22 protein-coding genes and 4 pseudogenes are annotated in these 25,053 nt (G+C 60.5%); 15 read left to right on the top strand and 11 right to left on the bottom strand.

Annotated features, from left to right (window positions below):
• The first annotated feature begins 73 nt into the window (after window positions 1-73).
• Both AU14_RS18615 and AU14_RS18610 read left to right on the top strand, forming a co-directional pair.
• Complete coding sequence (locus AU14_RS18615; RefSeq protein ID WP_052472000.1) at window positions 74-541, top strand: hypothetical protein; 468 nt, start codon at window positions 74-76, stop codon at window positions 539-541.
• A 56-nt stretch (window positions 542-597) separates the two neighbouring features.
• A complete protein-coding gene (locus AU14_RS18610) occupies window positions 598-1,488 on the top strand; it encodes a sensor histidine kinase (RefSeq protein WP_052471999.1) in 891 nt (296 codons plus the stop codon).
• Here the strand turns inward: AU14_RS18610 and AU14_RS08220 are convergent.
• Window positions 1,457-2,113: a response regulator transcription factor gene (locus tag AU14_RS08220; RefSeq protein ID WP_052471998.1), complete on the bottom strand. Its 657-nt coding sequence runs from the start codon at window positions 2,111-2,113 to the stop codon at window positions 1,457-1,459. The two genes, AU14_RS18610 and AU14_RS08220, sit on opposite strands and share 32 nt — an antisense overlap.
• A gap of 341 nt (window positions 2,114-2,454) precedes the next feature.
• Between AU14_RS08220 and AU14_RS08215 the strand changes: the two genes are divergently transcribed.
• The 4 genes and pseudogenes from AU14_RS08215 (at window position 2,455) to AU14_RS08195 (ending at window position 6,730) form a co-directional block, all read left to right on the top strand.
• Entirely contained in the window at window positions 2,455-3,654 is a 1,200-nt protein-coding gene (locus AU14_RS08215; RefSeq protein WP_094191184.1) for a substrate-binding domain-containing protein, read from the top strand.
• A 51-nt stretch (window positions 3,655-3,705) separates the two neighbouring features.
• Window positions 3,706-4,448: pseudogene (locus AU14_RS08205) on the top strand (substrate-binding periplasmic protein).
• 270 nt (window positions 4,449-4,718) lie between these two features.
• Entirely contained in the window at window positions 4,719-5,846 is a 1,128-nt protein-coding gene (locus tag AU14_RS08200; protein WP_236744562.1) for a pyridoxal phosphate-dependent aminotransferase, read from the top strand.
• 56 nt (window positions 5,847-5,902) lie between these two features.
• Window positions 5,903-6,730 carry an inositol monophosphatase family protein gene (locus AU14_RS08195; protein WP_041340203.1) on the top strand — a complete coding sequence of 276 codons (828 nt, stop codon included), beginning with the start codon at window positions 5,903-5,905 and terminating at the stop codon, window positions 6,728-6,730.
• 143 nt (window positions 6,731-6,873) lie between these two features.
• Here the strand turns inward: AU14_RS08195 and slmA are convergent, their stop codons facing one another.
• From slmA to AU14_RS08150, 9 genes and pseudogenes are all read right to left on the bottom strand, one after another.
• Window positions 6,874-7,461 carry a nucleoid occlusion factor SlmA gene (gene slmA / locus AU14_RS08190; RefSeq protein WP_041340201.1) on the bottom strand — a complete coding sequence of 196 codons (588 nt, stop codon included), beginning with the start codon at window positions 7,459-7,461 and terminating at the stop codon, window positions 6,874-6,876.
• Window positions 7,462-7,553: 92 nt separating this feature from the next.
• Complete coding sequence (locus AU14_RS08185) at window positions 7,554-8,363, bottom strand: thiazole synthase (RefSeq protein ID WP_041340199.1); 810 nt, start codon at window positions 8,361-8,363, stop codon at window positions 7,554-7,556.
• 80 nt (window positions 8,364-8,443) lie between these two features.
• Complete coding sequence (gene thiS / locus AU14_RS08180; RefSeq protein ID WP_041340197.1) at window positions 8,444-8,644, bottom strand: sulfur carrier protein ThiS; 201 nt, start codon at window positions 8,642-8,644, stop codon at window positions 8,444-8,446.
• Between the two features lie 31 nt (window positions 8,645-8,675).
• A complete protein-coding gene (locus AU14_RS08175; RefSeq protein WP_041343766.1) occupies window positions 8,676-9,065 on the bottom strand; it encodes a DUF423 domain-containing protein in 390 nt (129 codons plus the stop codon).
• A 25-nt stretch (window positions 9,066-9,090) separates the two neighbouring features.
• Complete coding sequence (locus tag AU14_RS08170; RefSeq protein ID WP_041340195.1) at window positions 9,091-9,891, bottom strand: symmetrical bis(5'-nucleosyl)-tetraphosphatase; 801 nt, start codon at window positions 9,889-9,891, stop codon at window positions 9,091-9,093.
• Window positions 9,884-10,717, bottom strand: coding sequence for a 16S rRNA (adenine(1518)-N(6)/adenine(1519)-N(6))-dimethyltransferase RsmA (gene rsmA / locus AU14_RS08165; protein ID WP_041340194.1), 834 nt, complete (start codon window positions 10,715-10,717; stop codon window positions 9,884-9,886). The genes AU14_RS08170 and rsmA overlap by 8 nt, the downstream gene beginning before the upstream one ends.
• A pseudogene (gene pdxA, locus AU14_RS08160) lies at window positions 10,714-11,722 on the bottom strand (4-hydroxythreonine-4-phosphate dehydrogenase PdxA). Before pdxA ends, rsmA begins: the two are co-directional and overlap by 4 nt.
• A complete protein-coding gene (locus AU14_RS08155; protein ID WP_041340190.1) occupies window positions 11,719-13,077 on the bottom strand; it encodes a peptidylprolyl isomerase in 1,359 nt (452 codons plus the stop codon). Before AU14_RS08155 ends, pdxA begins: the two are co-directional and overlap by 4 nt.
• 62 nt (window positions 13,078-13,139) lie before the next feature.
• A pseudogene (locus tag AU14_RS08150) lies at window positions 13,140-15,465 on the bottom strand (LPS-assembly protein LptD).
• A 271-nt stretch (window positions 15,466-15,736) separates the two neighbouring features.
• Here AU14_RS08150 and AU14_RS08145 point away from each other — a divergent pair.
• Genes AU14_RS08145 through AU14_RS08135 form a run of 3 tightly spaced genes read left to right on the top strand, consistent with a single transcriptional unit; the run spans window position 15,737 to window position 18,225 of the window.
• A complete protein-coding gene (locus AU14_RS08145; protein WP_041340188.1) occupies window positions 15,737-16,783 on the top strand; it encodes an aminoglycoside phosphotransferase family protein in 1,047 nt (348 codons plus the stop codon).
• Window positions 16,780-17,460: an N-acetylmuramate alpha-1-phosphate uridylyltransferase MurU gene (murU, locus tag AU14_RS08140; protein WP_041340185.1), complete on the top strand. Its 681-nt coding sequence runs from the start codon at window positions 16,780-16,782 to the stop codon at window positions 17,458-17,460. Before AU14_RS08145 ends, murU begins: the two co-directional genes overlap by 4 nt.
• A 3-nt stretch (window positions 17,461-17,463) precedes the next feature.
• On the top strand, window positions 17,464-18,225 hold the full coding sequence (locus AU14_RS08135; RefSeq protein ID WP_041340182.1) for a co-chaperone DjlA: 762 nt from the start codon (window positions 17,464-17,466) through the stop codon (window positions 18,223-18,225).
• A gap of 9 nt (window positions 18,226-18,234) precedes the next feature.
• On the opposite strand, the gene AU14_RS08130 is transcribed toward AU14_RS08135, so the two are convergent.
• Window positions 18,235-19,188: a DUF3530 family protein gene (locus AU14_RS08130; RefSeq protein ID WP_052471997.1), complete on the bottom strand. Its 954-nt coding sequence runs from the start codon at window positions 19,186-19,188 to the stop codon at window positions 18,235-18,237.
• Between the two features lie 146 nt (window positions 19,189-19,334).
• Here AU14_RS08130 and rpe point away from each other — a divergent pair.
• The 6 genes and pseudogenes from rpe to trpC all read left to right on the top strand — a co-directional run bounded on the left by rpe (window position 19,335) and on the right by trpC (window position 24,927).
• Window positions 19,335-20,020, top strand: a pseudogene (gene rpe, locus AU14_RS08125) (ribulose-phosphate 3-epimerase).
• Window positions 20,017-20,706 (top strand): phosphoglycolate phosphatase, encoded by a 690-nt coding sequence (locus AU14_RS08120; RefSeq protein WP_041340179.1) that lies wholly within the window; start codon window positions 20,017-20,019, stop codon window positions 20,704-20,706. Before rpe ends, AU14_RS08120 begins: the two are co-directional and overlap by 4 nt.
• A gap of 237 nt (window positions 20,707-20,943) precedes the next feature.
• On the top strand, window positions 20,944-22,431 hold the full coding sequence (gene trpE / locus AU14_RS08115; protein ID WP_041340177.1) for an anthranilate synthase component I: 1,488 nt from the start codon (window positions 20,944-20,946) through the stop codon (window positions 22,429-22,431).
• A gap of 16 nt (window positions 22,432-22,447) precedes the next feature.
• Complete coding sequence (locus AU14_RS08110) at window positions 22,448-23,026, top strand: aminodeoxychorismate/anthranilate synthase component II (protein WP_041340174.1); 579 nt, start codon at window positions 22,448-22,450, stop codon at window positions 23,024-23,026.
• A 47-nt stretch (window positions 23,027-23,073) separates the two neighbouring features.
• The gene (gene trpD / locus AU14_RS08105) at window positions 23,074-24,102 is read left to right on the top strand and encodes an anthranilate phosphoribosyltransferase (RefSeq protein ID WP_041340172.1); all 1,029 of its coding nucleotides are present in this window, start codon (window positions 23,074-23,076) and stop codon (window positions 24,100-24,102) included.
• A 12-nt stretch (window positions 24,103-24,114) separates the two neighbouring features.
• Complete coding sequence (trpC, locus tag AU14_RS08100) at window positions 24,115-24,927, top strand: indole-3-glycerol phosphate synthase TrpC (RefSeq protein WP_041340170.1); 813 nt, start codon at window positions 24,115-24,117, stop codon at window positions 24,925-24,927.
• Window positions 24,928-25,053: the final 126 nt, after the last annotated feature.

Here is a 25,053-nt window from a genome sequence, read left to right as displayed (position 1 = left end):
TGCGGGCATGCGCGTCTTCGGCCCGCACAACGTTTTACACTGGCGGTCGCCCAACACCGGCAGGTAATTGATCATGGACCCTCAGGTCATCATGTCGCAGCAGTCATCCGGGTTCCGGAGGCTGCGCTTCTGCACCGAACTTGAACCAGCATACCGGCAGCGCCGGGCTTTGGCGGTGCGGGAACGCGCCCGGCTGGTGTCCGCAGCAGGTCTGCTGATCTTCGGCATCTTTATCCTCCTGGACCTGGCCACACTGCCCCCAGCACTGGCCGAGGTGACTGTGACCATCCGGCTGACGGTCACCTGCCCGGTGATTGCCCTGATCTGCTGGCTGTCACATCAGCGCTGGCCGGGAGACCTGGCCTTCGAGCGTCTGTATACCCTGGCCTATCTGGTCGGGGGTTTGAGTGTTGTCGCCATCATTGCTGCTGCCCGCTTGCGGGATTTCCCGCTGCCCTATGAAGGCATGCTGCTGATGTTGATGTTTGGGTACTTCGCCATGGGCCTGCCCTTCTTTTCCGCCAGCCTGGCTTCCGCCTGATCATCCTGGCGTACCTGATTTGCGAGCTGACCATTGGACTACCCACCCACGCACTGATGAACAACCTGTTCTTCATGCTGACCGCCAATGGCATAGGCATGATCGGCGCCTGGCTTACCGAATACCGTCACCGCGCCCACTACCTCGACCAGCAGCTAATCCACCATTTACACCAGACTGCTGCAGAAGAGAGCGAGCGCAAGAGCCGCCTGATCACCGTGGCCAGTCACGACCTCCGCCAACCCCTGAACATCATCGGCCTGAACCTCGCCAACCTGGCAGCAACCTCACTGCCAACCGAACAACAGGCCCTGGTACATCGGCTGCAGGGTACGGTCGGTCATTTTCAGCGGTTACTGAGCACGATGCTGGATATTTCCCGCATCAACGAGGGCATGATTCATCCGGAACCCCAGGTCGTAGATCTGGACGGGCTGCTGGATCAGCTGATCGACCTGACGGTTGATCATGCTGAACTGCATAAGATCCGGCTGTACCGGACCGATACTGCGTCGGAACTACAGGTGCTGGCCGACCCTCAGCTGTTATTGCGGGCCCTGCAGAATCTGGTCTTTAACGGAATCGATCACAGCGGCGGCACCGACATTCGCACCTCAGCGATGCTGCGGAACGGGCTGATACGGATCAGTGTCAGCGACAACGGCAGCGGGCTCGCCCCGCAGCTTCAGGATCGGGTGTTCCAGCCGTTTATACGCGGCACCGGCAATCACGAACACTCAGCCGGGCTTGGGCTCGGACTGGCCATCGTAAAGGAGCTGACTGAATTAATGCACGGCACCTGCGGCGTCAGCTCGACGGTCGATGCTGGCACGACCTTCTGGCTCGATTTGCCGGCGCTACCAATCACCCCGACTCAACCTCCGATGGCACAGCAGCAAGCCCCCCCTTGGTCGGTTACAGCCAGCCCATCTGGCGTGCCTGACTGACGCACTCGGTGCGATTGTGCACCCCAAGGTGCATGAAGATGGCCTTCAAGTGGGTTTTAACGGTGTGTTCGGTAAGGTTAAGGCTCTGGCTGATGCGCTTGTTCGGAAACCCCTGTGCCAGCAGCGCCAGCACATCCTTTTGCCGGGGCGTCAGCACCTGAATCTGTGTCGGCAGAGACCGCCGTCCCGGGTAATATTCCCCACCCCGACTGACACTGCGAACCATACGGATCAACGCCGTCCGACCTGCGGATTTTGGCAAAAAGCCCCGGGCGCCAGCGGCCTGTGCCGCGCGCACCGTGGTTTCGTCCTCAGAGCTGGAAATCACCACCACAGGTGGCTTGTGGGCATTCATTCTGGGCAGCAACATCAGCCCGGTTTCACCCTGGAGCGAAACATCCAGTAGCACCAGATCGATTGTGCATGGGCCGGACAGCGCGGCAACTGCCTGCTCCACCGACTCCGACACCTCCACCGCACCAGCCAGGGCAGACTGGGTGAGCAAACCGGCCAGTCCCTGGGCAAACAGCGGATGATCATCAACAATCAGAACCCGGTGCAGCGGCAATGACTGTCCGGAACGGGCGAGCTGATCACGGACCACCTGGCTTGAGGTTTGGTTCATGGGTAACCCCGCATCTTGTGTGTTTTTGTTACTGCAGCCCAATCACTCTATGCCAGTTATCGCCCAGGCACCGCGGCCTGCTTAACAGTTCTGGCCAAAACCCCGTGCAGCTTCAGCCCTGGCTCAGCGCACCTGACACATAACTGTCACATTTCTGTCGCATTCTTTTAAAACGCTAACTATCAGTTTTAACGGAGTTTTAGGATGAAAAACCTGCATCCCGGCGGAGCCTGCGCCATGCATTCCTGTGGTTTCTGGCCACAGTATTCTGGCTACCCCTGGCCCAAGCCAACGACCTGGCCATTCACGGCTCTAACACCGTTGGCGCCACGCTGGCGCCCATGCTGGTTGAGGGTTTCCTGCACAGCCAAGGCGACACGAGGGTCATCACCCGCAACACAGGTACCGAAAACGAAGCGATCCTGATCGGCGAACGCTCAGACTCACCGGTGCGGGTGCTGGTCGCCGCGCATGGCTCCAGTACCGGCTTTGCAGCTCTGAACGCGGGCACAGCCGACATCTGGGCATCGTCACGCCCGGTGAAATCGTCGGAACTGTCGCAAATGGCAGGACGCGCTGATCTCACCGAACTGGCCAGCGAACACGTCATCGCGATTGATGGCCTGGCCATTCTCGTGCACCCATCCAACCCGGTTAACCAGCTCAGCATCGACACCCTGGCTCGCATCTTTGCCGGCCAGATCAGCAACTGGGCAGAGCTCGGAGGACGAAATGAACCCATAAACCTCTATGCCCGGGACGACCGATCCGGCACCTGGGATACCTTCAAGAGCCTGGTTCTGCGCAAGCAATTCACCCTGGATGCTACCGCTCAGCGCTACGAGTCCAACGATCAGCTGTCCGACGATGTTAGCCTGGATCCCGCCGGTATTGGCTTTGCCGGCCTGGCTTCGGTTCGCAACAGCAAGGTTCTGGCCATTTCTGATGGTGCGGCCCCGGCCCTGAAGCCCAACCAACTGACCGTTGCCAGCGAAGACTACCCACTCGCCCGACGCCTGTTCATGTACACCCCGGGCGAGCGGACCACTCCCCTCGCGAAAGCCTTTATTGAGTTCGCTCTTGGTCAGGAAGGCCAAGAAATCGTCTCCCGGTCTGGCTTTGTGTCGCAAACCCCCATCGCGGTAAAACCGGAGCTGGACGGCAAGGCACCCTCGACCTTCAAACGCCTGACCGGCAATTATCAGCGGTTGACGGTTAATTTCCGGTTCGCAGAAGGGCGCACCCGCCTCGACAACAAGGCCCAGCGAGATTTGGCGCGAGTAATGTCCTTTCTCGACAGCCATAACCAGAGCGCCGACGATGTCCTGCTGATCGGCTTCGCCGATGCCCAGAGCAATGAATTACGAGCCCAGATGATCTCCGAGTTGCGCGCCCTGTCCGTTCGCAAGGCTCTGTCGACGAAAGGGTTAAAGAATGTTGCCTACACCGGTTACGGACACTACATGCCGGTAGGAACCGTTGGCGGCGATAGTGGCCAACAACGCAATGGCCGGGTTGAGGTCTGGGTGCGCACGCGCTGATGAGCTAGACTCCTTGAGAAATCAACGATTCATGCGGGGAAACCTTTACCTATGCTGATCCGCCACACTATCAGCATCCTCCTGATATCAGCAGCCTTGCCGGTGCTGTCGGAAACGGCACCGGTGCTGAAGGTGGTGACTACAGAGTATCCGCCTTTCGAGTACGTTGAGGATGGCGTCCTTCAGGGCTATGACGTCGACACCATCCGTACTGTACTTCGGGCGATGGGCTATGAACCGGAGTTTCAGGTTCTACCTGGGCCCGGGCGGAAATGATGGTTCGCCGCGGCAATGCAGACCTGCTGTTCTCACTGACCAGCTCACCGGAGCGCGAGCGCTATTACCTGTTCACCGCACCAATCAGCTCAGCACGAGACGTACTATACGCCCGCAAAGACGCCGCGCTTTCCTGGACCAGCTACAACGATCTGGCAGATCTGAGCGTGGGAGTGACCGCCGGCTACAGTTACGCTCCGGAGTTCATGGCCTGGCTTGGGCAAGGCCCATCGCAGGTGGTGACCATGAACCAGGAGAATCCTGATCTGGCCGGTCTTCGCATGGTCGCGATGGGCCGGGTCGATGTATTCATCTGCGAAAAAAAGGCGTGCAATCATCTGATCGATACCAACAAAGGGCGATACCCTGAATTGTCGCGGATAACCGCCTTACCCGGAGTAGTCGGTGACGAACGCCTCTTTCGCGCGGCCTTCTCCCGGCATCATCCAGATGCCCGTGCCTTGCGCAGCGAATTCAATCAGGCACTGGAACACCTGGACCTGGAGATCACCGACTAAAGTCCAACCCTGGAATGCGGCAATCACCTATCCTTACCCCGGTCACAGATATGTTTGGGTTTTCTATACTGAAAAAGCCATTCAAAAACCACAGACCGGGATAATGGACATACAAACCGAACACCGTTATGCAATCAACCTGAACGTTCGGGGCATTCAGCCTCCGCGACCCTCCGCATCAACGAGCTAAGTAACCAACTCAAAGCCGATGGCAAAGACATCATCAAACTCGGGCTGGGCCAGTCACCTTTCCCGGTGCCAGAGCGGGTTGTGGACGCGCTGAAAGAGCACGCCCATGAAAAGGACTACTTACCGGTCAAAGGTCTGAAAAGCCTGCGCGAAAGCATCGCAGGCTACATCAACCGCAGCGAACGCATGCGCTGCTCCTGGGAAGACGTGTTAATCGGCCCGGGCTCCAAGGAACTACTATTCATCCTGCAGCTGGCCTACTACGGCGACCTGCTGATACCGCGCCCAAGCTGGGTATCCTACGCCCCCCAGGCGCGGATCATCGGCCGCTCCGTGCACTGGCTGCCAACCCACGCTGAAAACAACTGGCAACTGACCGCCGAAGAGTTGGACATCATCTGCCGCGACGACCCGTCACGGCCGCGGATCCTGATCCTGAACTACCCGTCCAACCCCACCGGCTGCACCTACACCGACGACCAGCTGCTGGCCATCGCCAACGTCGCCCGCAAGTACAAGCTGATTCTGCTGTCGGATGAGATCTACGGAGAAGTACACTTCGAAGGCAAGCACAAGTCCATCGCCCGCTACTATCCGGAAGGCACCATCATCAGCACCGGCCTGAGCAAGTGGGCCGGCGCCGGCGGCTGGCGACTGGGCACCTTCATCTTCCCGAGGGAGCTTCGTCCACTGCTGGATGCCATGGCAATCATTGCCAGTGAAACCTTCACCTCCACCAGCGCGCCAATCCAGTACGCCGCCATCTCGGCGTTCAATGGCGGCGACGATATCGACGAATACCTGGTGCAGTCCCGTCGTGTGCTGAAGGTGATCGGCGAATACGTGCACCGTCGCCTCAGCGATATGGGTGCGGTCGTGCAAAAGCCCGAAGGTGCTTTCTACCTGTTCCCGGACTTCTCCAACTTCCGCGAACAGCTCGCCAGCAAAGACATCAAAACCAGCCAGGCCTTCTGCCAGGCCTTGCTGGAAAACACCGGCGTGGCGATTCTTCCGGCCAGTGATTTTGGCTTCGTACCAGACCACCTCGCCGCTCGCTTGGCCTTCGTTGACTTCGATGGTGCCGAAGCGCTGAACCTGGCCGGTGGTGACTATGCCGCCACGGACTTGGCCGACGACTTTGTCGAGCAGGCTTGCCCGCGGCTCGTCAAAGCCATGAACAAGATGGAGGCCTGGCTGACCAGCCTCTGAACTTGACGTGATAGACTGGCGCCCTCATTCGCACTTGCGTAAACCATGGGGGCGCCGTGTCCGATTCTGCATCTTCTCTTCAAGCCATCACCGACTTCGCCGAGCAGCTGGCCCTTCAGGCCGGTGAGCTGATCCGCCACGAGCGGGAAGAAAACACCCTGCGCACAGACCTGAAACAGCAAACTGAATTGGTCACCCACGCCGATGTGATGGCCGACGAATTCATTACCGGCGCCATCCGCGAACGCTTCCCGAATCACCGCATACTCTCCGAAGAAACCATGCCCGACCTATCCCAGGCCGAAGAGCTGGACACACCGCTGTGGATCGTTGACCCCATCGATGGCACAGTGAACTATGCCTATGGCCACCCGCAGGTAGCGGTGTCGATTGCCTACGCTGAGAAAGGAAGGGTTCAGGCAGGCGTAGTGCACGCGCCGTTTCCGGGCGAAACCTTCCGAGCCACCCGCGGCGCCGGGGCAACACTGAACGGCGAGACGATCAACCACAGTGGCGCCACCGTACCCCGGGACTCCCTGTTCGCCACCGGCTTCCCCTACACCAAGGACAACCTCGAACCCCTGGTGCGCAGACTGGATGCGATGATCCATCAATGCCGGGATCTGCGACGCATTGGCTCGGCCGCACTGGATATCTGCTGGGTGGCCTGTGGTCGCTTGGACATTTACTACGAGAACGTCAGCCCCTGGGACTTTGCTGCCGCACGACTGATCGCACTGGAAGCCGGCGCGACAGCGGGTCATTTCGGTGAAGTGCCGGAAGGCTACCCGGCTGATCTTTATGGCAGGGATATTCTGATCTCAGCACCTGCAATCTGGGAGCCTGTACGAAAAATCCTCAGGACTGCTTCGGCCTACGACTGAAGATTGGGTGATTGTCGGGTAATGCCGGCACAGAATGTTGGAGGCCATGGATGGCCGGAAACAAGCCCACATGGATGTGCTCGTAGCGGTTCTGTGCTGGCATTACCTGGCAATCACTTCCACGGATTTTGAGGACAAAACCCTCAGCCCCAAACACCCTCAGCAACCAACCCCCAACTCTCATCAAAGTCAGCCGACGGCAATCGAGTAAAGGACGAGCGCACAAACCGCTGAATCCGCCCCTCCAGGAACACCAGCACAAAATCCGCCCCTCGGGCCGCACTGGTGCGCGGTCGCAAACCCTGACGAATCTCACCCTCTTTCAAGGCCTGGCGCACCTGAGTCTCCAGACGTTCAAAGAACTGCGACGCACGCCGGCGCAGGGCATCGTTTTCACCCATCAGGGCATCCCCTGTGAGCACGCAGCAAAGGCCGGAGTTGCGCTCGGCAAACACCAGCACCAGATGCACCAGCTGCTGCAGGCGAACACGGACATCCTCCTGCTCCTGCAGTATCAGCTGACAACGGGAGAAAACCGCGTCTTCAGCAAACTCAATCAAGGCTTCGAACATCTTCCGCTTGCTGGGAAAATGACGATACAGCGCCGCCTCGGTAACGCCCACGGATTTGGCGAGACCGGCGGTAGTGATGCGGGCTCCTGGATCGGATTCAAGGAGTTCCACCAGGGCTTGGAGAATGGCCTCACGGCGACTCGGTTTTTGATCGGTCATGGCAGGACTACAGCGCTCTGATTTGTCGTTTTTCGGGGCCGGTCGCTATGCGCCGGCCCTCGTTTTTTCGTGGTTGGACGGAAAGCCCGATATTAGAAGAAGGTGCCATCAATGGGCGATGAAGCACTGGCATAAAGCTTCTTGGGCATACGGCCAGCCAGGTAAGCCTCGCGGCCGGATTCAATAGCCAGGCGCATGGCGTTGGCCATACGGATTGGATCCTTGGCCTGAGCGATGGCAGTGTTCATCAGCACGCCATCACAACCCAGCTCCATGGCAATGGTAGCGTCAGAGGCAGTGCCTACCCCGGCATCAACCAGAACCGGAACATTGGCGTTTTCAACAATCAGGCGGATGTTGTAGCGGTTCTGAATACCCAGGCCGGAGCCAATCGGTGCACCCAGCGGCATGATCGCCACACAGCCCATTTCCTCAAGACGCTTGGCTAGCAGCGGATCGTCGGAGCAGTACACCATCACCTTAAAACCATCTTTGATCAGCTCTTCCGCCGCCACCAGGGTTTCAGTCATGTTGGGGTACAGGGTCTTCTCTTCGCCCAGAACTTCCAGCTTCACCAGATCGTGACCGTCGAGGAGTTCCCGGGCCAACTTACAGGTACGGACCGCATCCTTGGCGGTGTAGCAGCCGGCGGTATTGGGCAGGATGGTGTAGCTTTCCGGGGAAATCACATCCAGCAGATTGGGCTCATCCGGATTTTGGCCCAGATTCGTACGGCGCACAGCCACGGTAACAATTTCAGCGCCACTGGATTCAATGGCATGACCGGCTTCCATCAGGTCACGGTACTTGCCTGTGCCTACCAGTAGTCTGGACTGGTAAACCCGGCCCGCAATTTCCAGGGGCTTGTCTTCGGGAAGCTGTGTCTCGGGAGTGTCGCTCATAACCTACCTGCGGTTTTCAATGAATCTTGGATTTGTAGCCCCGGCAGCGCAAAGCCGGACGGAGCCAAAAGCGTGGCAGTTCAGCCGCCACCGATGGCGTGAACAACTTCCACCCGGTCGCCGTCACTGAGTGCAAAACTCTGGTGCTGACTGCGCGGGACAATGTCTTCGTTCACTTCCACGGCCAGGCGCTTGCCTGCCAGGGCCATTTGATCAATCAGGGAGCCTATGGTTGCTCCGGCCGGGAGCTCCATCGCATCGCCGTTCACTTCAACTTGCATAGCGTTTGCTTACCTCTGTTTTCCCGGTGCACTAACTCTGGCCCGGGACTCTTGGATGGCGCACGGCAGCCACAACCAGCAGGGCCCAGGCCATCATAAAGCACAACCCACCCAGGGGTGTGAGTGGTCCAATCCAGCGCAGGTCGGTTAACACCAACAGGTATAGGCTACCACTGAACAGCACAATACCTGCGCTGAACAACACAGCCGCGCAAGCCAGCAACCGTCGACTGAGCGAGGTTAATGCCAGCAACGCCACCAGCACCAGAGCAATGGCGTGGTGCATCTGATAAGTGACGGCCGTCTGGAAAACCTCAAGGCCGCGCGCATCCAGCGTACCCCTGAGACCATGACTGCCAAAGGCTCCGGCCATGACAGCCAGCAACGCCGCCCCGGCACCAAGAGCCAGCGGCGCTCGCATGATACCGGGCCCGGGTTTTACGTGCTCAGCACTCACAGTGGATCTTTTCTCCTGTGTCCAGGTTCATCATGGTGAGCACACCACCCCAGACACAACCGGTATCCAGCCCAATGAACTGATCGTTGCCCGTTTGGCCTTCCAGCGCTGCCCAATGACCAAACACCACGCGTACGTCATCCGGCCGGGCATAGGTGAACCAGGGAGCATAGCCTTTGGGTGCATGTTCGGCTGACTCCTTGGTCGCCAGCTCCAGCGTCCCATCCGCACGAATAAAGCGCATGCGGGTAAAGTAATTGGTGATTGCCCGCCAGCGGTCCATGCCCGCTAAGCTCTCATGCCAGCACGCCGGCTCATTGCCGTACATGTGGGTAAAGTAGTACTCGGCATCGTCGCTCCGAATCACCGACTCCACTTCCCGGGCGTACTCCATGGTCTGGTCCACATTCCAGATGTGGGGAACACCGGCATGTACCATGATCAGATTGCGATCCGGGTCATGAACACTCAGGTTCTGCTGACGCAGCCAGGCCACAAGCCGGTCATGATCGGGGGCATCGAGAATATCCGCCAGAGTGTCCTTGCGCTTTGGTGGATGTCCGCCCAGCGCCACCGCCAGCAGATGCAGGTCGTGATTGCCCAGCACCACCACCGCCGAACTGCCCAGACTCTCAAGGTACCTGAGCGTTTCCAGTGACGACGGGCCACGATTGATCAGGTCGCCGGCGACCCACAACCGATCCCGCGACGGCGAAAACTCAACCTTGGCCAGGACATCCCGCATGCGGTCATAACAGCCCTGAATATCGCCAATGGCGTAGTCAGTCATTACTTACCTCTTCGGAGCCGGCATCTGAGACTTTCTGATCGACCAGCAGATCGGCAATCAGAACATAGTCGGCAAGACTGAGGTTTTCCGGTCGCAGGCCATCGTTGATGCCAAGGCTTTGCAGCTGGTCGACGGTGATCAGGCTGCCGAGTGCCTTGCGCAGTGTCTTGCGCCGCGCGTTAAACGCGGTGCGAACCACCGCCTGCAGCGTACCCAAATCTTTGGCCGGGTGCGGCAGGGTCTCATGGGGCACCAGGCGAACAATGGCCGAATCCACTTTCGGCGCCGGCCGGAACGCGCCGGGGCCAACTTCAAACAGGGGCTGCACCTTGCAGAAGTACTGCGCCATGATGCCCAGGCGACCATAGTTGTTATCACCGGGCACTGCCGCCAGTCGCTGCACCACTTCCTTTTGCAGCATGAAGTGCATGTCCTTGACCACACCTGCCTGTCCCAGCAGATGAAAGATCAGAGGCGTGGAAATATTGTAGGGCAGGTTACCGATGATCCGCAGGCCCCGGTCATCGTCGGCGAGCTGGCTGAAGTCGAAGCTAAGGGCATCGGCCTCGTGGATGCGGAATTCCGGGTAGTTGAAGAACTTGGTTCGCAACACCGGAATCAGATCACGGTCGAGTTCCACCACCTGCAGCCTGGGGTTCACCGCCAGGATTTCTTCCGTGATTGCCCCCAGACCCGGGCCGATTTCCACCAGCGTGTCCTCGGGTTTTGGGTGGATCGCACGCACGATGCGCTCGATCACGCCGGGATCGTGGAGAAAGTTCTGACCAAATCGCTTTCGGGCCTGGTGGCCGGCTTTATTACTCACGGACGGTTCTCTTGGTTAGCGACATTTCGACAGCGGGCCATTTGTGCACCCACGCGGATTGCCGTCTGCAGGCTGCCCGCATCGGCGGTACCGGTTCCGGCCAGATCCAGGGCAGTGCCGTGATCGACGGAGGTACGGACAATAGGCAAGCCCAGGGTGATATTTACCGCCCTGCCAAAGCCCTGGAATTTCAACACCGGCAAACCCTGGTCGTGATACATCGCCAGGACGGCATCGGCATCATTCAGCCAATGGGGCGTAAATAGGGTATCGGCGGGCAAGGGACCGGTCAGCTGTATGCCTTCAGCCTGAGTTGCTCAAGCGTCGGCTCAATGGTCTCGATTTCCTCGCGGCCAAGGTGCCCGCCCTCCCCGGCATGGGGATTCAGGCCGGCGACCAGGATACGCGGCTGCTCAAGGCCGAAAAACGCCTTCAGGTCAGCATTGAGAATGCGGGTTACCTGCGACAGTCGCTCTGGCGTAATGGCCGCGGACACGTCTTTCAGCGGTAAGTGGGTGGTCACCAGCGCGACCCGAAGATCCTCGGTTGCCAGCATCATGACCACGCGCTCGACGCCGCACAATTCCTGCAGGAATTCGGTATGGCCACTGAATGCGATGCCGGCCTCGTTGATTACCCCCTTGTGCACCGGGGCGGTAACCATGCCATCGAAGTCTCCTTGCAGGCAGCCGTTGGCGGCCGCACGAAGCGTCTCCAGCACGTAGGCGCTGTTGGCCGGATCGAGCACACCGGCTTCGGTACTGGCGCAACCATCGACCACGAGGACCGAGAGCTCACCGGCCCTGGTAGCAGGACGCTGGCCCGGTTGCCAGTCGTGCAGGATGACATCCAGCCCCAGCTGCTCGGCGCGGGCGCCAGCAGCGTTTTACTGGCCACCACCACAATACCCTCGTCCCGATGCTGCGCAGCCAGTTGCAAGCACAGCTCCGGGCCAATGCCTGCGGGCTCACCCGCGGTCAGAGCAAGGATCACCGGATCGGTCATGACTCGCTGCCGTCTCCATCGGTGGTTTCTCCATCGGTGGTTTCTTCAGGGGCGTACTCGCCCTTGAATTCAACAAACGCTTCGTCCCGAATCTCGCGCAACCAGTTCTGCAGCTCGGTTTCCGATTTGCGACGGTATATTGCCTGACGCGCTTCGGCTTTTTTCACATCGCCACTGATGTCCTTCTGCCGGCGCTCCTGCACCTGCAGGATGTGCCAGCCAAACTGCGAGCGGAAGGGTCCGCGCAGTTCACCCAGGTCCGCCTCCAGCATGGCCTGCTCAAAAGCCGGCACCATCTGGCCCCGATTGACCCAGCCAAGGTTGCCGCCGTCAGAGCCGGAGACCGGGTCGTCAGAGTACTCGCGAGCCAGATCCGCAAAGTCTGCGCCCTGCTCAAGCCGGTTGTAGATATCGCGGATCTTGGCTTCGGCACTGGCATCGGGCACCGCCTCGGAGGGGCGAATCAGAATGTGCCGTACCTTGTGCTGCTGGATAACCTGCTGTTGGCCACCGCCGCGCTTGTCCAACACCATAACCAGGTGGAAGCCACTGTTGTTCTCAAGCACTGCCGAGGGCGTGCCCACTTCCAGCTCGGGCACCACCGGTGCCACCAGCGACGGCAACTGGCTTTCGGTACGCCAGCCCATATTGCCGCCCTCAAGGGCGTTGCTGGCGTCTGATTCCGCTACCGCAACTTCCCGGAAATCACGGCCATCGACGATCTGCTGGCGCAGATCCTGGGCACGTTCACGGGTCTCGGCCACGGAGGCTTCGTCGCTGGGGTCGTCCACTTCGATGAAAATGTAGGCCAACTGGTACTCGGCGGTATTTTGGCCAGACGCTTCCAGCGCTTCCAGATAATTCTCGATTTCACGATCAGTTACCCGCACCCGGTTGCCCACCTGGCGCTGCTGCACCCGGCTGGTCAGCATCTCGTTGCGGATCTGTTCCCGAGCCTGGCGGAAGGTCACACCTTCGGACGCCAGCTGCTGCTCAAACTGGGCCATGGTCATGCCGTTGCGCTCAACGATGTTGTCCATGGTTTCGTTCAGCTCGTTGTCACTGATCCGCATGCCCAGCTTATCCGCTCGCTGGAGCTGGATGGATTCGGTAATCAGCTGTTCCAGCACCCGCTCTTCAAGGACATCTTGGGGCGGCAACCCCGTGCCCTGGGCGCGCAGCCGGGTGGTAATCGTATTGATGCGGGCATCAAGTTCCGTCTGCAGAATGACGTCGTCATCAACAATCGCAACCACCTGGTCAAGCAGCTTGCGCTCCGCCTGCGCCGATAGCGACAGGGCAACGGCCGCGACCAACAGCAACGTTTGTACAGCATGGCGAAGGGTCGCCTTCATAAACACCTCTTGATAATAAATGGGCTGCGGGCACCGTGGCCGTGGGTTAGTCTGAACTCCGGTCAGGGAGTTCCAAACCGACGACGCTCCCGCTCATCAAAACCGTAAATAGCCTCGGAAATGCGGGTGGACGAGCCACCACTGCCACCGAGTCCTTTCAGCTGAATCTGGAACAGCAACCGGGTATCCAGTTCACTGTCATCGGTCAGGTAGTTCTGGTGCACCACCTGAACGCTCCAGCAGCAATTGTTGTATTCCAGCCCGGCCAGGGATCCAACCGTGCGATCCAGACTGGAATCATAAACCCATCGACCGATCAGGCTAACACGATCAGTGACCGGTAAAACCCCGGCGATGTCCGACTGTTCAAGTTCGTCCTTGCTGTAGGTGTGACCAAGGCTGGCCAGATAGCGGTAATCCTCGGAATGGTATATCAACTGGCTGCGGCCTTCCTCGGTTTCACCCGTCTCTGGGTCCCACAAACCCGATGACCGGATTTCCAGGGTGTCGAGGGGCGCCAGGACCATCTCACCCGCCAGCGGTGAGCGAGACCGGGTACCGGCGCCCTCACCGAACAGGGTCACCTCACGATCCTGAAAGTACTGGACCTGGCCGATACTGAAGCGAGCACGCTCCGCACCCGTCACCAGATCGTTGAATCGACTGGTGACCGCCACCGTCAGCTGATTGGTGTCACCGACCCGGTCACCCCCGGTGAATCGATCCGGCTGGAACAGCTGATCAAAACGAAAGGCTTGCAGATCGGTATCGAAATCCGGAATGTCGTTCTGGTCAGCTTCGGCATCGGCCCAGGCGTAGTAGAGCCGGGGTTCCAGGGTCTGGTTGTAGGGCACATCGAAAACGCTGGACTGACGATCAAAGTACAAACCGTTATCCCATTCGGCGATCGGCACCGTGCGGTCAATGCTTTCGTCACCCAGGGTGTAATCTTCCAGCTCGTAGCGAGTGTAATCCACACTCACCGAGGGCCGACTGAAGCCCCACAGAGCCCGCATCGGCAGCGCCAACTCCGGCACCGCGCGCAGGCGCTGGCCATTGGCCCGATCCAGCCCGGTCAGGTTCTCATTGTCGCGATAGAACACGGTGTACTGGCTTTCCAGACCGGCTTCCAGCCAGCCCATTTCCCGGGTGGCACCGTAGAGCACCTCCGGCAGCTGGGCATAGGGCTTGTTGACGTCAGCGATGCTGTCACTGATGGTCTGGTAGTCATTCAGGTAGGTTTCAAAGTACTGATTCCGATCCCGATACCGCACGCCGCCCCGACGCTGCAGATGTGTGGTCTGATTGATTTCCAGGCTGCGGTTGAGATCACTCAGGTAGTCTTCGTCGCTGACTACCGAATAGTCACCGTAGCCAGTCCAGCCGCTGCCGATGTTGGCGCGGGTGGCGACATCCAGCGCCCAGCGCTCGCCGTCTTCGCCCGGATTCTCGTCGGTGTAGGCCGAATCGTTGTCGATGTAGCCGAGCTGCAGCACCGATTCGCCCCAGCGGCTCAGGTAACGGCCCTCGGCTTCATTGAACAGGCCGCGGCCGTGAATGTACTGGGGCGTCAGGGTGGCGTCGTAGTGCGGCGCCAGGTTCAGGTAATAGGGCACCGAGACAAAGGCACCACTGCCGGCGCTGGAGGACCCGAACGACGGATACAGGAAGCCGGTCTTGCGCCGGTCATCAATGGGGAAACTGGCCCAGGGCCAGTAGAACACCGGCACATCGAGCACCTCGAGGCGCACGTGTTTGGCAGTACCAAAACCCTCGGCCTGATTGAGATGAATATCCGATGCGACGATGGCCCAGTCGTTCTGCTGGGGACCACAGGTGGTCAGCATGCCATCACGGATGTCGACCTGGCTCTCGTCCAGCCGCGTCAGGCTGCCGGCCTGGCCGCGCATGTCGGCACCGTGAATCAGGAAGGTGGCAGTGTTGATATCGAATCGTCCGGAATCGACGCTGTACTCGGCGCTGTCACCGGTGAGCAGAAAACCCTCGCCCCGGCTTACCAGCGGCCCCTGCACCGAAACCCGACCTTCGGACTGATTGTAGCGCGCCTCGGACCCGCTGACTTCGAAGCCACCCTGCGTATCCGGACATCGCCCTTGAGGTAGAGCGCGCGATCAATTTCGTAGCGGGCATCAAGCCGCTCGCCTCGATCGGTGCTGGCCCAGCGCCGGATTCGCCGAGCATGGCGCCGACGCCAGCCTGGTGACCGTCGGCACCGGACGGCAGATAACCACCGTCACAGAATACCGGCAGGCGCTCGAGCGCCGACTCTGGTAACTGCGCCCTTGGGCGCCAGTCAATTTCCGCGGCAGTGGGTGCAGACTGGGCGAGCACCGAAAACGGCGCCGATCCCAGGATCGCGACCGCCACACACCTGCCGAACCGGAGCGCAGGCCTTTGCAGATGGCGATCGGAAATTGGCACGGTGACAGGCTTCCTGTTGCTGGTCAGTGAATCGACGGCATGATTATGGGCACGACTGCGCATCACTGCGCAACACCACGAAAGCAGCCTAGTTTACACGTGCCCTAAGGGGTTGTTAACGGAAAGTCCGCTGCAAAACCGATTTACCGTCTTTATACTGGTCTGCTAACTTTCGCTGTCATCGATCATCCATTTTTCCAGGAAAGCCAGCCGCATCATGGATACCCGTCAGAAGTTGCTGACCAACTGGGTCAGGCAGTTCAATGGCCTGTCCGAAGCCATCGCCGAGCCGGTCTCCGGTGACGCCAGCTTTCGGCGCTATTTCCGGGTCTGGCGCAATGACCAGAGCCGCCAACCCACTCCGCTGATTGTCATGGATGCGCCCCCGGAGCACGAGGACTGCACTGCTTTTCTCGCCATTGCCCGTCACTGGCACCGGCACGGCATCCACGTGCCCGAAATCCTGCAGACTGATCTCGAGCAGGGCTTCCTGTTGCTGGAAGACTTCGGTGACAACCTGATGCTAGCCGAACTGAATGACAGCAACGCCGATCGCCTATATCAGGGCGCGCTGACCGAGCTGGTGCAGATCCAGCAGTTGGCCGCACCGGACGACTATCCGCTGCCGCCCTACGATGCCGCGTTGCTGGACCGTGAGATGGCCCTGTTTCCAGACTGGCTGCTCGAGCAATACCTCGGCCTGAGCCTCGACAACACGGAACGGGCCTTGCTGGATACCGCATTCGCTTTCCTGCGGGAAAGCGCCCTGGCACAGCCGGAAGTGACCGTGCACCGGGACTACCATTCCCGCAACCTTCTGGTCGCCGACAACAGCGACCGTCCGGGCGTCATTGATTTCCAGGATGCGGTCTGCGGGCCGGTCACCTACGATGCGGTATCGTTGCTGAAGGACTGCTATATCCACTGGCCCGAGGAGGCCATTTGCCGCTGGCTCGAGTTTTTCCGCCAGCGCAGCGCCGACGCCGGGCTGCACCGGGCCGATGCCGAAACCTTCCGCCAGTGGTTTGAACTGATGGGCATGCAACGGCACCTGAAAGCCGCGGGCATCTTTGCCCGCCTGGCGATCCGGGATGGCAAGCACGGTTACCTGGCCGACATTCCCCGCACGGTGAACTACCTGATCATCGCCAGCCGCCGGCAACCGGCCCTGCGCCATTTCCACGAGTGGCTTAGCGCTGTGGTCATGCCCGCCATCGAACAACGCATTGGTGCGGCTCCGAACCAGGAGCAAACCCCGCAGTGAAAGCGATGATCCTGGCCGCCGGCAAGGGCGAACGAATGCGGCCGCTGACCCTGACCACGCCCAAGCCTCTGCTTACGGCCGGGGGCAAGCCGCTGATCGTGCATCACCTGGAGCGGCTGCACGCCGACGGCTTCCGCGATGTGATCATCAACCATGCATGGCTGGGCGAACAGATTGAATCGGCACTGGGCACCGGTGAGGATTTCGGCCTGTCGATTCAGTACTCCCGTGAAGGCGAGCCACTGGAGACCGCCGGAGGCATCGTTCGCGCCCTGCCCCAATTGACCAGTGCGGATTGCGACTGGTTTCTGGTGATCAATGGCGATATCTGGTGCGACTTCCCGCTCTCCGAACTGACACCACCGTCCGACTGCGACGCGTTACTGGTGCTGACCAGCAATCCTGAGCACCATCCGGCGGGCGACTTCCAGCTCCACGCCGACGGCACCGTGACCGAGGACGGCACCGACAAACTCACCTTCACCGGTATCAGCCTGCTACACCGCCGGCTGTTTCAGGGCCTGGACGACCAATCCGGCAAACTCGGCCCAGTATTGCGCGAAGCTATGAGTGACCAACGCGTTCGCGGCGTCGAACACCATGGGCAGTGGGTCGATGTAGGTACGCCGGAACGCCTGCAAGCCCTGGACCAGACCCTCAAGCACAGGAAGCCCTGAGCCATGGTGGACAGCACGGAGCAGCCACTACTACCGGCCCGGATCGAAGCGGAATTCACCAGCCTGCTGCGGGAGTTGTCGTCCTGTGGCCATCAAACCTCAACCCTGCTCGAGCGCACCCGACTGCCAGGCTGGTGCCGGCTGCCGCTGTTCTATTTCCTCGGCTATGTCGCCAAGGCCGAGGGCCGGGTCAGTGAAGCCGACATTCGCTACGCCGAGGGCCTGATCAAGGCGCTCAAACTCTCCCAGCGTCAGCGCCGCCGGGCCATCAACTGGTTCCAGCGCGGCAAGTCCGCGGAGCAGCTACCGGGGCTGCGGGGCCTGTCCCTGCGCCTGAGCAACCGGATCTGGCCCGCGCCGGCGCTGATCGTGGCGATTTGCCTGTGTCATGCCGCCCAGCTGATGGGCCGCCCCGGTAAACAGCGCCGTTATCGCTGCGAAGACGCGATCGATCAGATTGGCCTGCCGGTGGCTGTCAGCGATGACATTTTCGACAGCTACGCCAGCAAGGTCTGGATCCGCCATGCCGAAAACCTGGCCAAGCCAACCAGCTACGAACAGGCCTGCGAATTATTGGGGGTGACCCGCCGGGACGCTCTGATCGACATCAAGCGGGCCTACAAGAAGAAGGTGTCTGGCTGCCATCCGGACAAGCTGGCCCAGCAGCAGGTCAGCAATGAAGAACGCGCCCTGGCCAAGGAACGCCTGCTGCGCTACCAACAGGCCTGGGAACTGGTCAAGCGTCGGCACCGGGCACTGCGATAGAAACTGGTTTCAGCGGGCTTTGAGCCAGGCATCGATGCGACCGGCAAGGGCGCCCGCACCATGGGCCGACAGCGGTCGACTAATCGCTACCGGCTGACGATCCAGCTGCTCAACACCGGCACGGCGCAAATCGGCCCAACGCCGCTGGCTTGCCGCGCTGGCCTCCCCCCGACTGGCGTATAACTCCAGTATTGCCACCTCGCCGCCACTGGTTAGCGTGTCCGCCAGGGCAACGGCATCGCGGGGATAGAATTCCGGTGCCACCCAGATCAACGCTGGTGCACCTTGAAGCTCGCCATCGGTCGCGATCAGGTGACTGCTGGCCCGGCCCAAGCCCACCAGCACCGGCTGGTCATAGCTTCGCTCCGCCAGCACAGCCGCAGCGGCCGCCAGACTCTGGCGAACCCGATTCCGATAGACCTGCTCCGGGTTTTCGCCGGTAGGCGAGGCCATGACATCAATCATCACCGACGAGTCGTCACTGCCATCCCCCTTGGCCTCTTCGGTACCGTCCTCCGCGTCGGCATCCGCGGGCTCCGGCTGCGCCTCCAGGTGACGTTGCAGCGGCGGCGAAGGCGCCGGCAGCCCCACCGCCAGCACCGACCAGCCCTTGGCCGTCAGGTGCCGGCTCAGCTCGTCGGCGACACCAGCGGCAGCGTTGTCGCCAACATCCGCCAGAATCACCAGAGCGCCGTTGGCCGGCGGGTCCTGTTCCGGATAAAACAACCCCAGGGTACGACCACCACTCTCAAGCTCCAGCCAGACCGCCGCCTCCGGGCGCAACCGACTCAATGCATTGTCCGCCAGCTCAGTAGCCACCGCCGGCCGGATGGTCGTGGCAGTGGTCGCCCCCACGCTTGCCGGCTCTTCGCCATCGGCGGCGGCAACGGCATAGCCCATGCAACCCACCAGCAACAGGCCGCCCAGCAGTTGTTTGATCGCCTCTCTACCGACTCTACGCACAGATCCTGACTCTTTGGCTACGAAAAAAGCGCTTCAAACTGCTAGACTAGCATTCCTTTTATACTCTGTGCGGCAGGGATTGCTCGACACGTCCATCTCGTCGCATGCGCGCGCCAACGTCTTTGAGAGATCCTGAGAGAGCCATCATGAATCCATACCTGATCGCCCCATCCATTCTGTCTGCCGATTTTGCCCGCCTGGGCGAGGAAGTTGATAACGTATTGGCCGCCGGCGCCGATGTGGTCCACTTCGACGTGATGGACAATCACTATGTGCCCAACCTGACCATTGGCCCCATGGTCTGCGAGGCGCTGCGCAAGCATGGCGTTACCGCCCCCATCGATGTTCACCTGATGGTGTCTCCGGTCGATGACCTGATCCGCCAGTTCATCGACGCCGGCGCCAGCTACATCACCTTTCACCCGGAAGCGAGCAACCACATTGACCGTTCCCTGCAATTGATCCGTGATGGCGGCTGCAAGGCCGGCCTGGTCTTCAACCCAGCCACCCCGCTGCACTACATGGATCATGTCATGGACAAGCTCGACATGGTTTTGATGATGTCGGTCAACCCGGGCTTTGGTGGCCAGAAATTCATTCCCGGCACCTGGATAAGCTGCGGGAGGCGCGCAAGCGCATTGACGCCAGCAACTTCAACATCCGCCTGGAAATCGATGGCGGCGTGAAAACCGAGAACATCCGGGAAATCGCTGAAGCGGGCGCCGACACCTTTGTCGCCGGCTCCGCGATTTTCAACACCGATGACTACAAGACCACCATCGACGCTATGCGCGAAGAACTGGAGCAGGCCCGCAAGGTGATCGGCCAATGAGTCTGGCTGGCCTGTTCAGTTCGCGCTGGCCTGGAGTGGCGCTGTTCGATCTGGACGGCACCCTGGTCGACAGCGCCCCGGACCTGGCAGCCGCCGTGGACCAGATGCTTGAGCACCTGGGCCGATCACCGGTTGGCATCGACCGGGTTCGTGATTGGGTCGGTAATGGCGCCAGTGTGCTGGTGCGACGCGCCCTGGCCCGACAGACCGACTGGGAACCGGCACAACCCAAAGACGACGCGCTGTTCAACGATGCCCTGGCGATTTTCTTCCACGCCTACGAACAGATCAACGGTCAACACGCGGTGGTGTATGACGGCGTCGAGGCCTGCCTTGCCAAACTCAAGGGGCACGGTTGCAAACTGGCGGTGGTGACCAACAAGCCGGAACAGTTTATTGCGCCGCTGCTGGAACAGATGGGCCTGGACCACTGGTTCGATCTGTCGGTCGGTGGTGACACCCTGTCGGTCAAGAAACCAGACCCCGCTCCCTTGCTGCACGCCATGGAAGCCCTGGGCGGCACCCGCGGCACCACGGTGATGGTGGGCGACTCGTCGGCGGACATTGATGCAGCCCTGGCGGCCGGCCTGCCTTGCGTTGCCGTCCGCTATGGCTATAACTTTGGCCAGTCAGTGGATGCCCTGGGCGCAGACGCGGTTGTTGATTCGCTGGCCGAGCTTTTGTAATCTCAAAGGACTTTATCTTGATCACTTCATTTCGGGAGATTCCTGCCGTGCAGGGACTGAATCTGACTGCAGCGCGAGGCACTCTCACTACCCGCGCGACACGATGGTGGCGATGGCGTACCGGCTGAAACAGCCCGGCGGCTGACTGGCTATGGTCGGATCAGCACGCAACCATCCGGACGGCCCGCCCAACTCCCGAGCCGCCCGAAAGCAGATCAGACTTCAGGGAAACAAGACATGACACCCGAGCAATTTACCGAGCTCGCCCACGCCGGCTTTAATCGGATTCCGGTCTATCGCGAGGTTCTCGCGGATCTCGACACGCCCCTCAGCACCTATCTGAAACTGGCCAGCGGCCCGTATTCGTACCTGTTCGAGTCAGTTCAGGGCGGCGAAAAATGGGGCCGTTACTCAATCATCGGCCTACCCAGCCACGAGGTGCTGAAAGTCTTTGATCATCGCATCGAAGTGCGCCGCGGCGGCGAATTGGTGGAAGAGGCAGAGGTGGAAGATCCGCTGGCGTTCGTCGAGGACTATCAGGCCCGTTTCAACGCCCCGGATCTGGAACAACTGCCCCGTTTCAACGGTGGTCTGGTCGGCTATTTCGGCTACGACACCGTGCGCTACATCGAAAAACGCCTTCGCAAGAGCTGCCCGCCGGACAAGATCGGCACCCCGGATATCCTGCTGATGGTGTCGGACGAGATTGTGGTGTTCGACAACCTGCGCGGCAAGCTCCACCTGATCGTCCATGCCGACCCCAACGTCGAGGGTGCCTACGAACAGGCCCTGGCCCGGATCGATGAACTCGAAGGCCATCTACATCGGCAGACCGCCGACGCTCCCCGCACCCCGGCACACCTACGGGGCAAAACCGTGGACGAGAGCGACTTCATTTCCGGCTTCAGTCAGGACAAATTCGAGGCCGCGGTCGGCAAGATCAAGGAATACGTGCTCGACGGTGACGTCATGCAGACGGTGATCTCCCAGCGCATGTCGATCCCGTTCGAGGCGCCGCCGCTGAACCTGTACCGCTCCCTGCGCGTACTGAATCCCTCGCCGTACATGTATTTTCTGGATCTGGACGATTTCCACATCGTCGGTTCCTCACCGGAAATTCTGGCCCGGGTGGAAGACGAGGAAGTGACGGTCCGGCCCATCGCCGGCACCCGCAAGCGGGGCGCCACCGAGGCCGAAGACAAGGCACTGGAATCGGAACTGCTGGCTGACCCGAAAGAAATTGCCGAACACCTGATGCTGATTGATCTCGGCCGCAACGACGCCGGGCGAGTCGCAGAAACCGGTACCGTGCGCCTGACCGACAAGATGATCGTGGAGCGCTATTCCCACGTTATGCACATCGTCTCCAACGTTACCGGCCGCCTGAACGAGGGCACCAGCTGCCTGGACGTTCTGAGGGCCACCCTGCCTGCGGGCACCCTCAGTGGCGCACCCAAGATTCGGGCCATGGAGATCATCGACGATCTCGAGCCGGTCAAGCGCGGCGTTTATGGTGGCGCCGTGGGCTATCTGTCGTTCAACGGCAACATGGACACCGCCATCGCCATCCGCACCGCGGTGATCAAGGACAACACCCTGCATATCCAGGCCGGTGCCGGCGTGGTAGCAGACTCGGTGCCCCGCCTTGAGTGGAAGGAAACCATGAACAAGGGCCGCGCAATTTTCCGCGCGGTGGCCATGACCTACAACGATTTCGACCACTGAGGCGGAGGAACGATTTATGTTGCTGATGATCGATAACTACGATTCCTTCACCTACAACGTGGTGCAGTATCTGGCGGAACTGGGCACGGACGTTCAGGTGTACCGCAACGACGAAATTACAGTGGAGCAGATCGAGGCACTGCAACCGGAGCGCATCGTGGTCTCTCCTGGTCCGTGCACGCCCAATGAGGCCGGTGTGTCCATGGCGGCGATTCGCCATTTCGCCGGCAAACTGCCGATCCTGGGCATCTGCCTGGGTCACCAGGCCATCGGCCAGGTTTACGGTGGCGACGTCATCCGCGCCGGTCGGGTCATGCACGGCAAGGTGTCCCCCGTCTTCCACCAGGACACCGGTGTGTTCCGGGGCCTGAACAACCCACTGCAGGCCACCCGCTACCACAGCCTGGTGATTGACCAGAACACCCTGCCGGATTGCCTGGAAGTGACCGCCTGGACCCGCAACGACGATGGTTCCATCGAGGAGATCATGGGCGTGCGGCACAAGACCCTGCCTATCGAAGGCGTTCAATTCCACCCCGAGTCAATCATGACCGAGCAGGGACACGAACTGCTGCGCAACTTCCTGAGACGCTGAATCAGCCAATGACTGATCAGCCAATGACAATGGAGAGCCCCAACACCATGGACATGAAAGAAGCTCTGAACCGGATTGCCTCCAACCTGGACCTGTCCCGGGACGAGATGAAACAGGTTATGCGCATCGTCATGAAGGGCGAGGCCACCGACTCGCAGATCGGGGCCTTCCTGATGGGCCTGCGGCTCAAAAGCGAGACCATCGATGAAATCACCGGGGCTACCGAAGTCATGCGAGAGCTGGCCACCGGCGTCACCGTCAAGGCCGAACCCCTGGTAGACATCGTCGGCACCGGCGGCGACGGCGCCAACCTGTTCAACGTGTCCTCGGCGGCCGCCTTCGTGGTCGCCGCTGCCGGCGGCTTTGTCGCCAAGCACGGCAACCGCGGCGTGTCATCCAAGAGTGGCAGTGCCGACCTGATCGAGAAGGCCGGCATCAACCTCAACATGTCGCCGGAACAGGTAGCCCGCTGCATCGAACAGATCGGCGTTGGATTCATGTTCGCCCCGGCCCATCACGGCGCCATGAAGCACGCCATTGGCCCGCGCAAGGAACTCGGTTGCCGCACCATCTTCAACATCCTCGGCCCGATGACCAACCCGGCCGGCGTAAAACGCCAGCTGCTTGGGGTGTTCACCAAGGACCTGTGCCGGCCGATGGCAGAAGTTCTGCAGCGGCTGGGCTCCGAGCACATCATGGTGGTGTGCTCCAAGGACGGGCTGGACGAAATCAGCCTGGCCAGCCCCACACACGTGGCCGAACTGAAAAACGGTGAGATCACCGAATACGACATCACCCCGGAAGATCTGGGCATCAAAAGTGAATCCCTGGTCGGCCTGACCGTGGACAGCTCCGAGGACTCCCTGAAGCTGATCCGGGCCGCCTTCGGTCGCGGCCACGACGAGATGGCCGAGAAAGCCCGCGACATGATCGCCCTGAACGCCGGCGCAGCGATTTACGTAGCGGGACTTGCCGCCACTCCAAAAGACGGGGTAGAACTGGCCCTGGACGCCATCGGCTCTGGCCTGGCTGCCGGCAAGATGTCCGAACTGGCTGACTTTTCACAGTGTTTCTGAGCGACAGCACCCATGACTGACCGACACACCGACCGCACCCCCACCATCCTGCGCAAGATTGTTGAGCGCAAATGGGAAGAAATTGCCGATCGCAAAGCGAAGGTCAGCATCGATGACCTGAAGGCGATGGCGGGCGACCAGGCGCCGACGCGAGGCTTTGCCAAGGCCCTGCGCAGCCGGATTGAAAGCCAGGCGCCGGCGGTAATCGCGGAGATCAAGAAAGCCTCACCCAGCAAGGGCATCCTGCGGGACCCGTTCGAGCCGCAAGTGATTGCCGAAAGCTACGAGCAAGGCGGCGCAGCCTGCCTGTCCGTGCTCACCGACAGGGACTTTTTTCAGGGCCACGAAGATTACCTGGTCGCCGCCCGCAACGCCTGCGGCCTGCCGGTAATCCGCAAGGACTTCATGGTGGCGCCCTACCAGGTGTACGAAAGCCGGGCCATGGGCGCGGACTGCATCCTGCTAATCGCGGCCTGCCTGACCAAGGACCAGATGCAGGAGCTGGAAGGCATTGCCCACGAAATCGGCCTGGATGTGCTGGTGGAAGTGCACAACGGAGAAGAGTTGGACGACGCGCTGACCCTCAAAACCCCGTTGGTTGGCATCAACAACCGCAACCTGCACACCTTCGAGGTGTCGCTCGACACCACCTTCGACCTGCACGAACGCATTGGCAAGGATCGCCTGAGCATCACCGAAAGCGGCATCATGACCCGCGCCGATGTGCAGGCCATGACCGACCGGGGAATTTACGGCTTCCTGGTGGGTGAATCGTTTATGCGTGCAGAAGATCCCGGCAAGAAACTGCAGGAACTGTTTTTCTGAGAGTGCTTACTCAAATGCCAGAACGGGGCGGCGGGTAGAGCTGACCAAAATCGTGCGGAGCCATGGATGGCGGAGCCGAGCGTACAGGGACGTATTCACAGCGAATTTTGGGCGGCTCTACCCGCC

The organism is Marinobacter similis, assembly GCF_000830985.1.
GTDB lineage: Bacteria > Pseudomonadota > Gammaproteobacteria > Pseudomonadales > Oleiphilaceae > Marinobacter > Marinobacter similis.
This window is presented reverse-complemented; position numbering and strand designations above follow the sequence as displayed.

Bases quoted from the DNA above. Each gene is read 5' to 3' on its own strand.
- AU14_RS18615 (WP_052472000.1), top strand. From the start codon at position 74: ATGGACCCTCAGGTCATCATGTCGCAGCAGTCATCCGGGTTCCGGAGG.
- AU14_RS18610 (WP_052471999.1), top strand. From the start codon at position 598: ATGAACAACCTGTTCTTCATGCTGACCGCCAATGGCATAGGCATGATC.
- AU14_RS08220 (WP_052471998.1), bottom strand. From the start codon at position 2,113: ATGAACCAAACCTCAAGCCAGGTGGTCCGTGATCAGCTCGCCCGTTCC.
- AU14_RS08215 (WP_094191184.1), top strand. From the start codon at position 2,455: ATGCTGGTTGAGGGTTTCCTGCACAGCCAAGGCGACACGAGGGTCATC.
- slmA (WP_041340201.1), bottom strand. From the start codon at position 7,461: ATGACCGATCAAAAACCGAGTCGCCGTGAGGCCATTCTCCAAGCCCTG.
- AU14_RS08185 (WP_041340199.1), bottom strand. From the start codon at position 8,363: ATGAGCGACACTCCCGAGACACAGCTTCCCGAAGACAAGCCCCTGGAA.
- thiS (WP_041340197.1), bottom strand. From the start codon at position 8,644: ATGCAAGTTGAAGTGAACGGCGATGCGATGGAGCTCCCGGCCGGAGCA.
- AU14_RS08175 (WP_041343766.1), bottom strand. From the start codon at position 9,065: ATGCGAGCGCCGCTGGCTCTTGGTGCCGGGGCGGCGTTGCTGGCTGTC.
- AU14_RS08170 (WP_041340195.1), bottom strand. From the start codon at position 9,891: ATGACTGACTACGCCATTGGCGATATTCAGGGCTGTTATGACCGCATG.
- AU14_RS08155 (WP_041340190.1), bottom strand. From the start codon at position 13,077: ATGAAGGCGACCCTTCGCCATGCTGTACAAACGTTGCTGTTGGTCGCG.
- AU14_RS08145 (WP_041340188.1), top strand. From the start codon at position 15,737: ATGGATACCCGTCAGAAGTTGCTGACCAACTGGGTCAGGCAGTTCAAT.
- AU14_RS08135 (WP_041340182.1), top strand. From the start codon at position 17,464: ATGGTGGACAGCACGGAGCAGCCACTACTACCGGCCCGGATCGAAGCG.
- AU14_RS08120 (WP_041340179.1), top strand. From the start codon at position 20,017: ATGAGTCTGGCTGGCCTGTTCAGTTCGCGCTGGCCTGGAGTGGCGCTG.
- trpE (WP_041340177.1), top strand. From the start codon at position 20,944: ATGACACCCGAGCAATTTACCGAGCTCGCCCACGCCGGCTTTAATCGG.
- AU14_RS08110 (WP_041340174.1), top strand. From the start codon at position 22,448: ATGTTGCTGATGATCGATAACTACGATTCCTTCACCTACAACGTGGTG.
- trpD (WP_041340172.1), top strand. From the start codon at position 23,074: ATGGACATGAAAGAAGCTCTGAACCGGATTGCCTCCAACCTGGACCTG.
- trpC (WP_041340170.1), top strand. From the start codon at position 24,115: ATGACTGACCGACACACCGACCGCACCCCCACCATCCTGCGCAAGATT.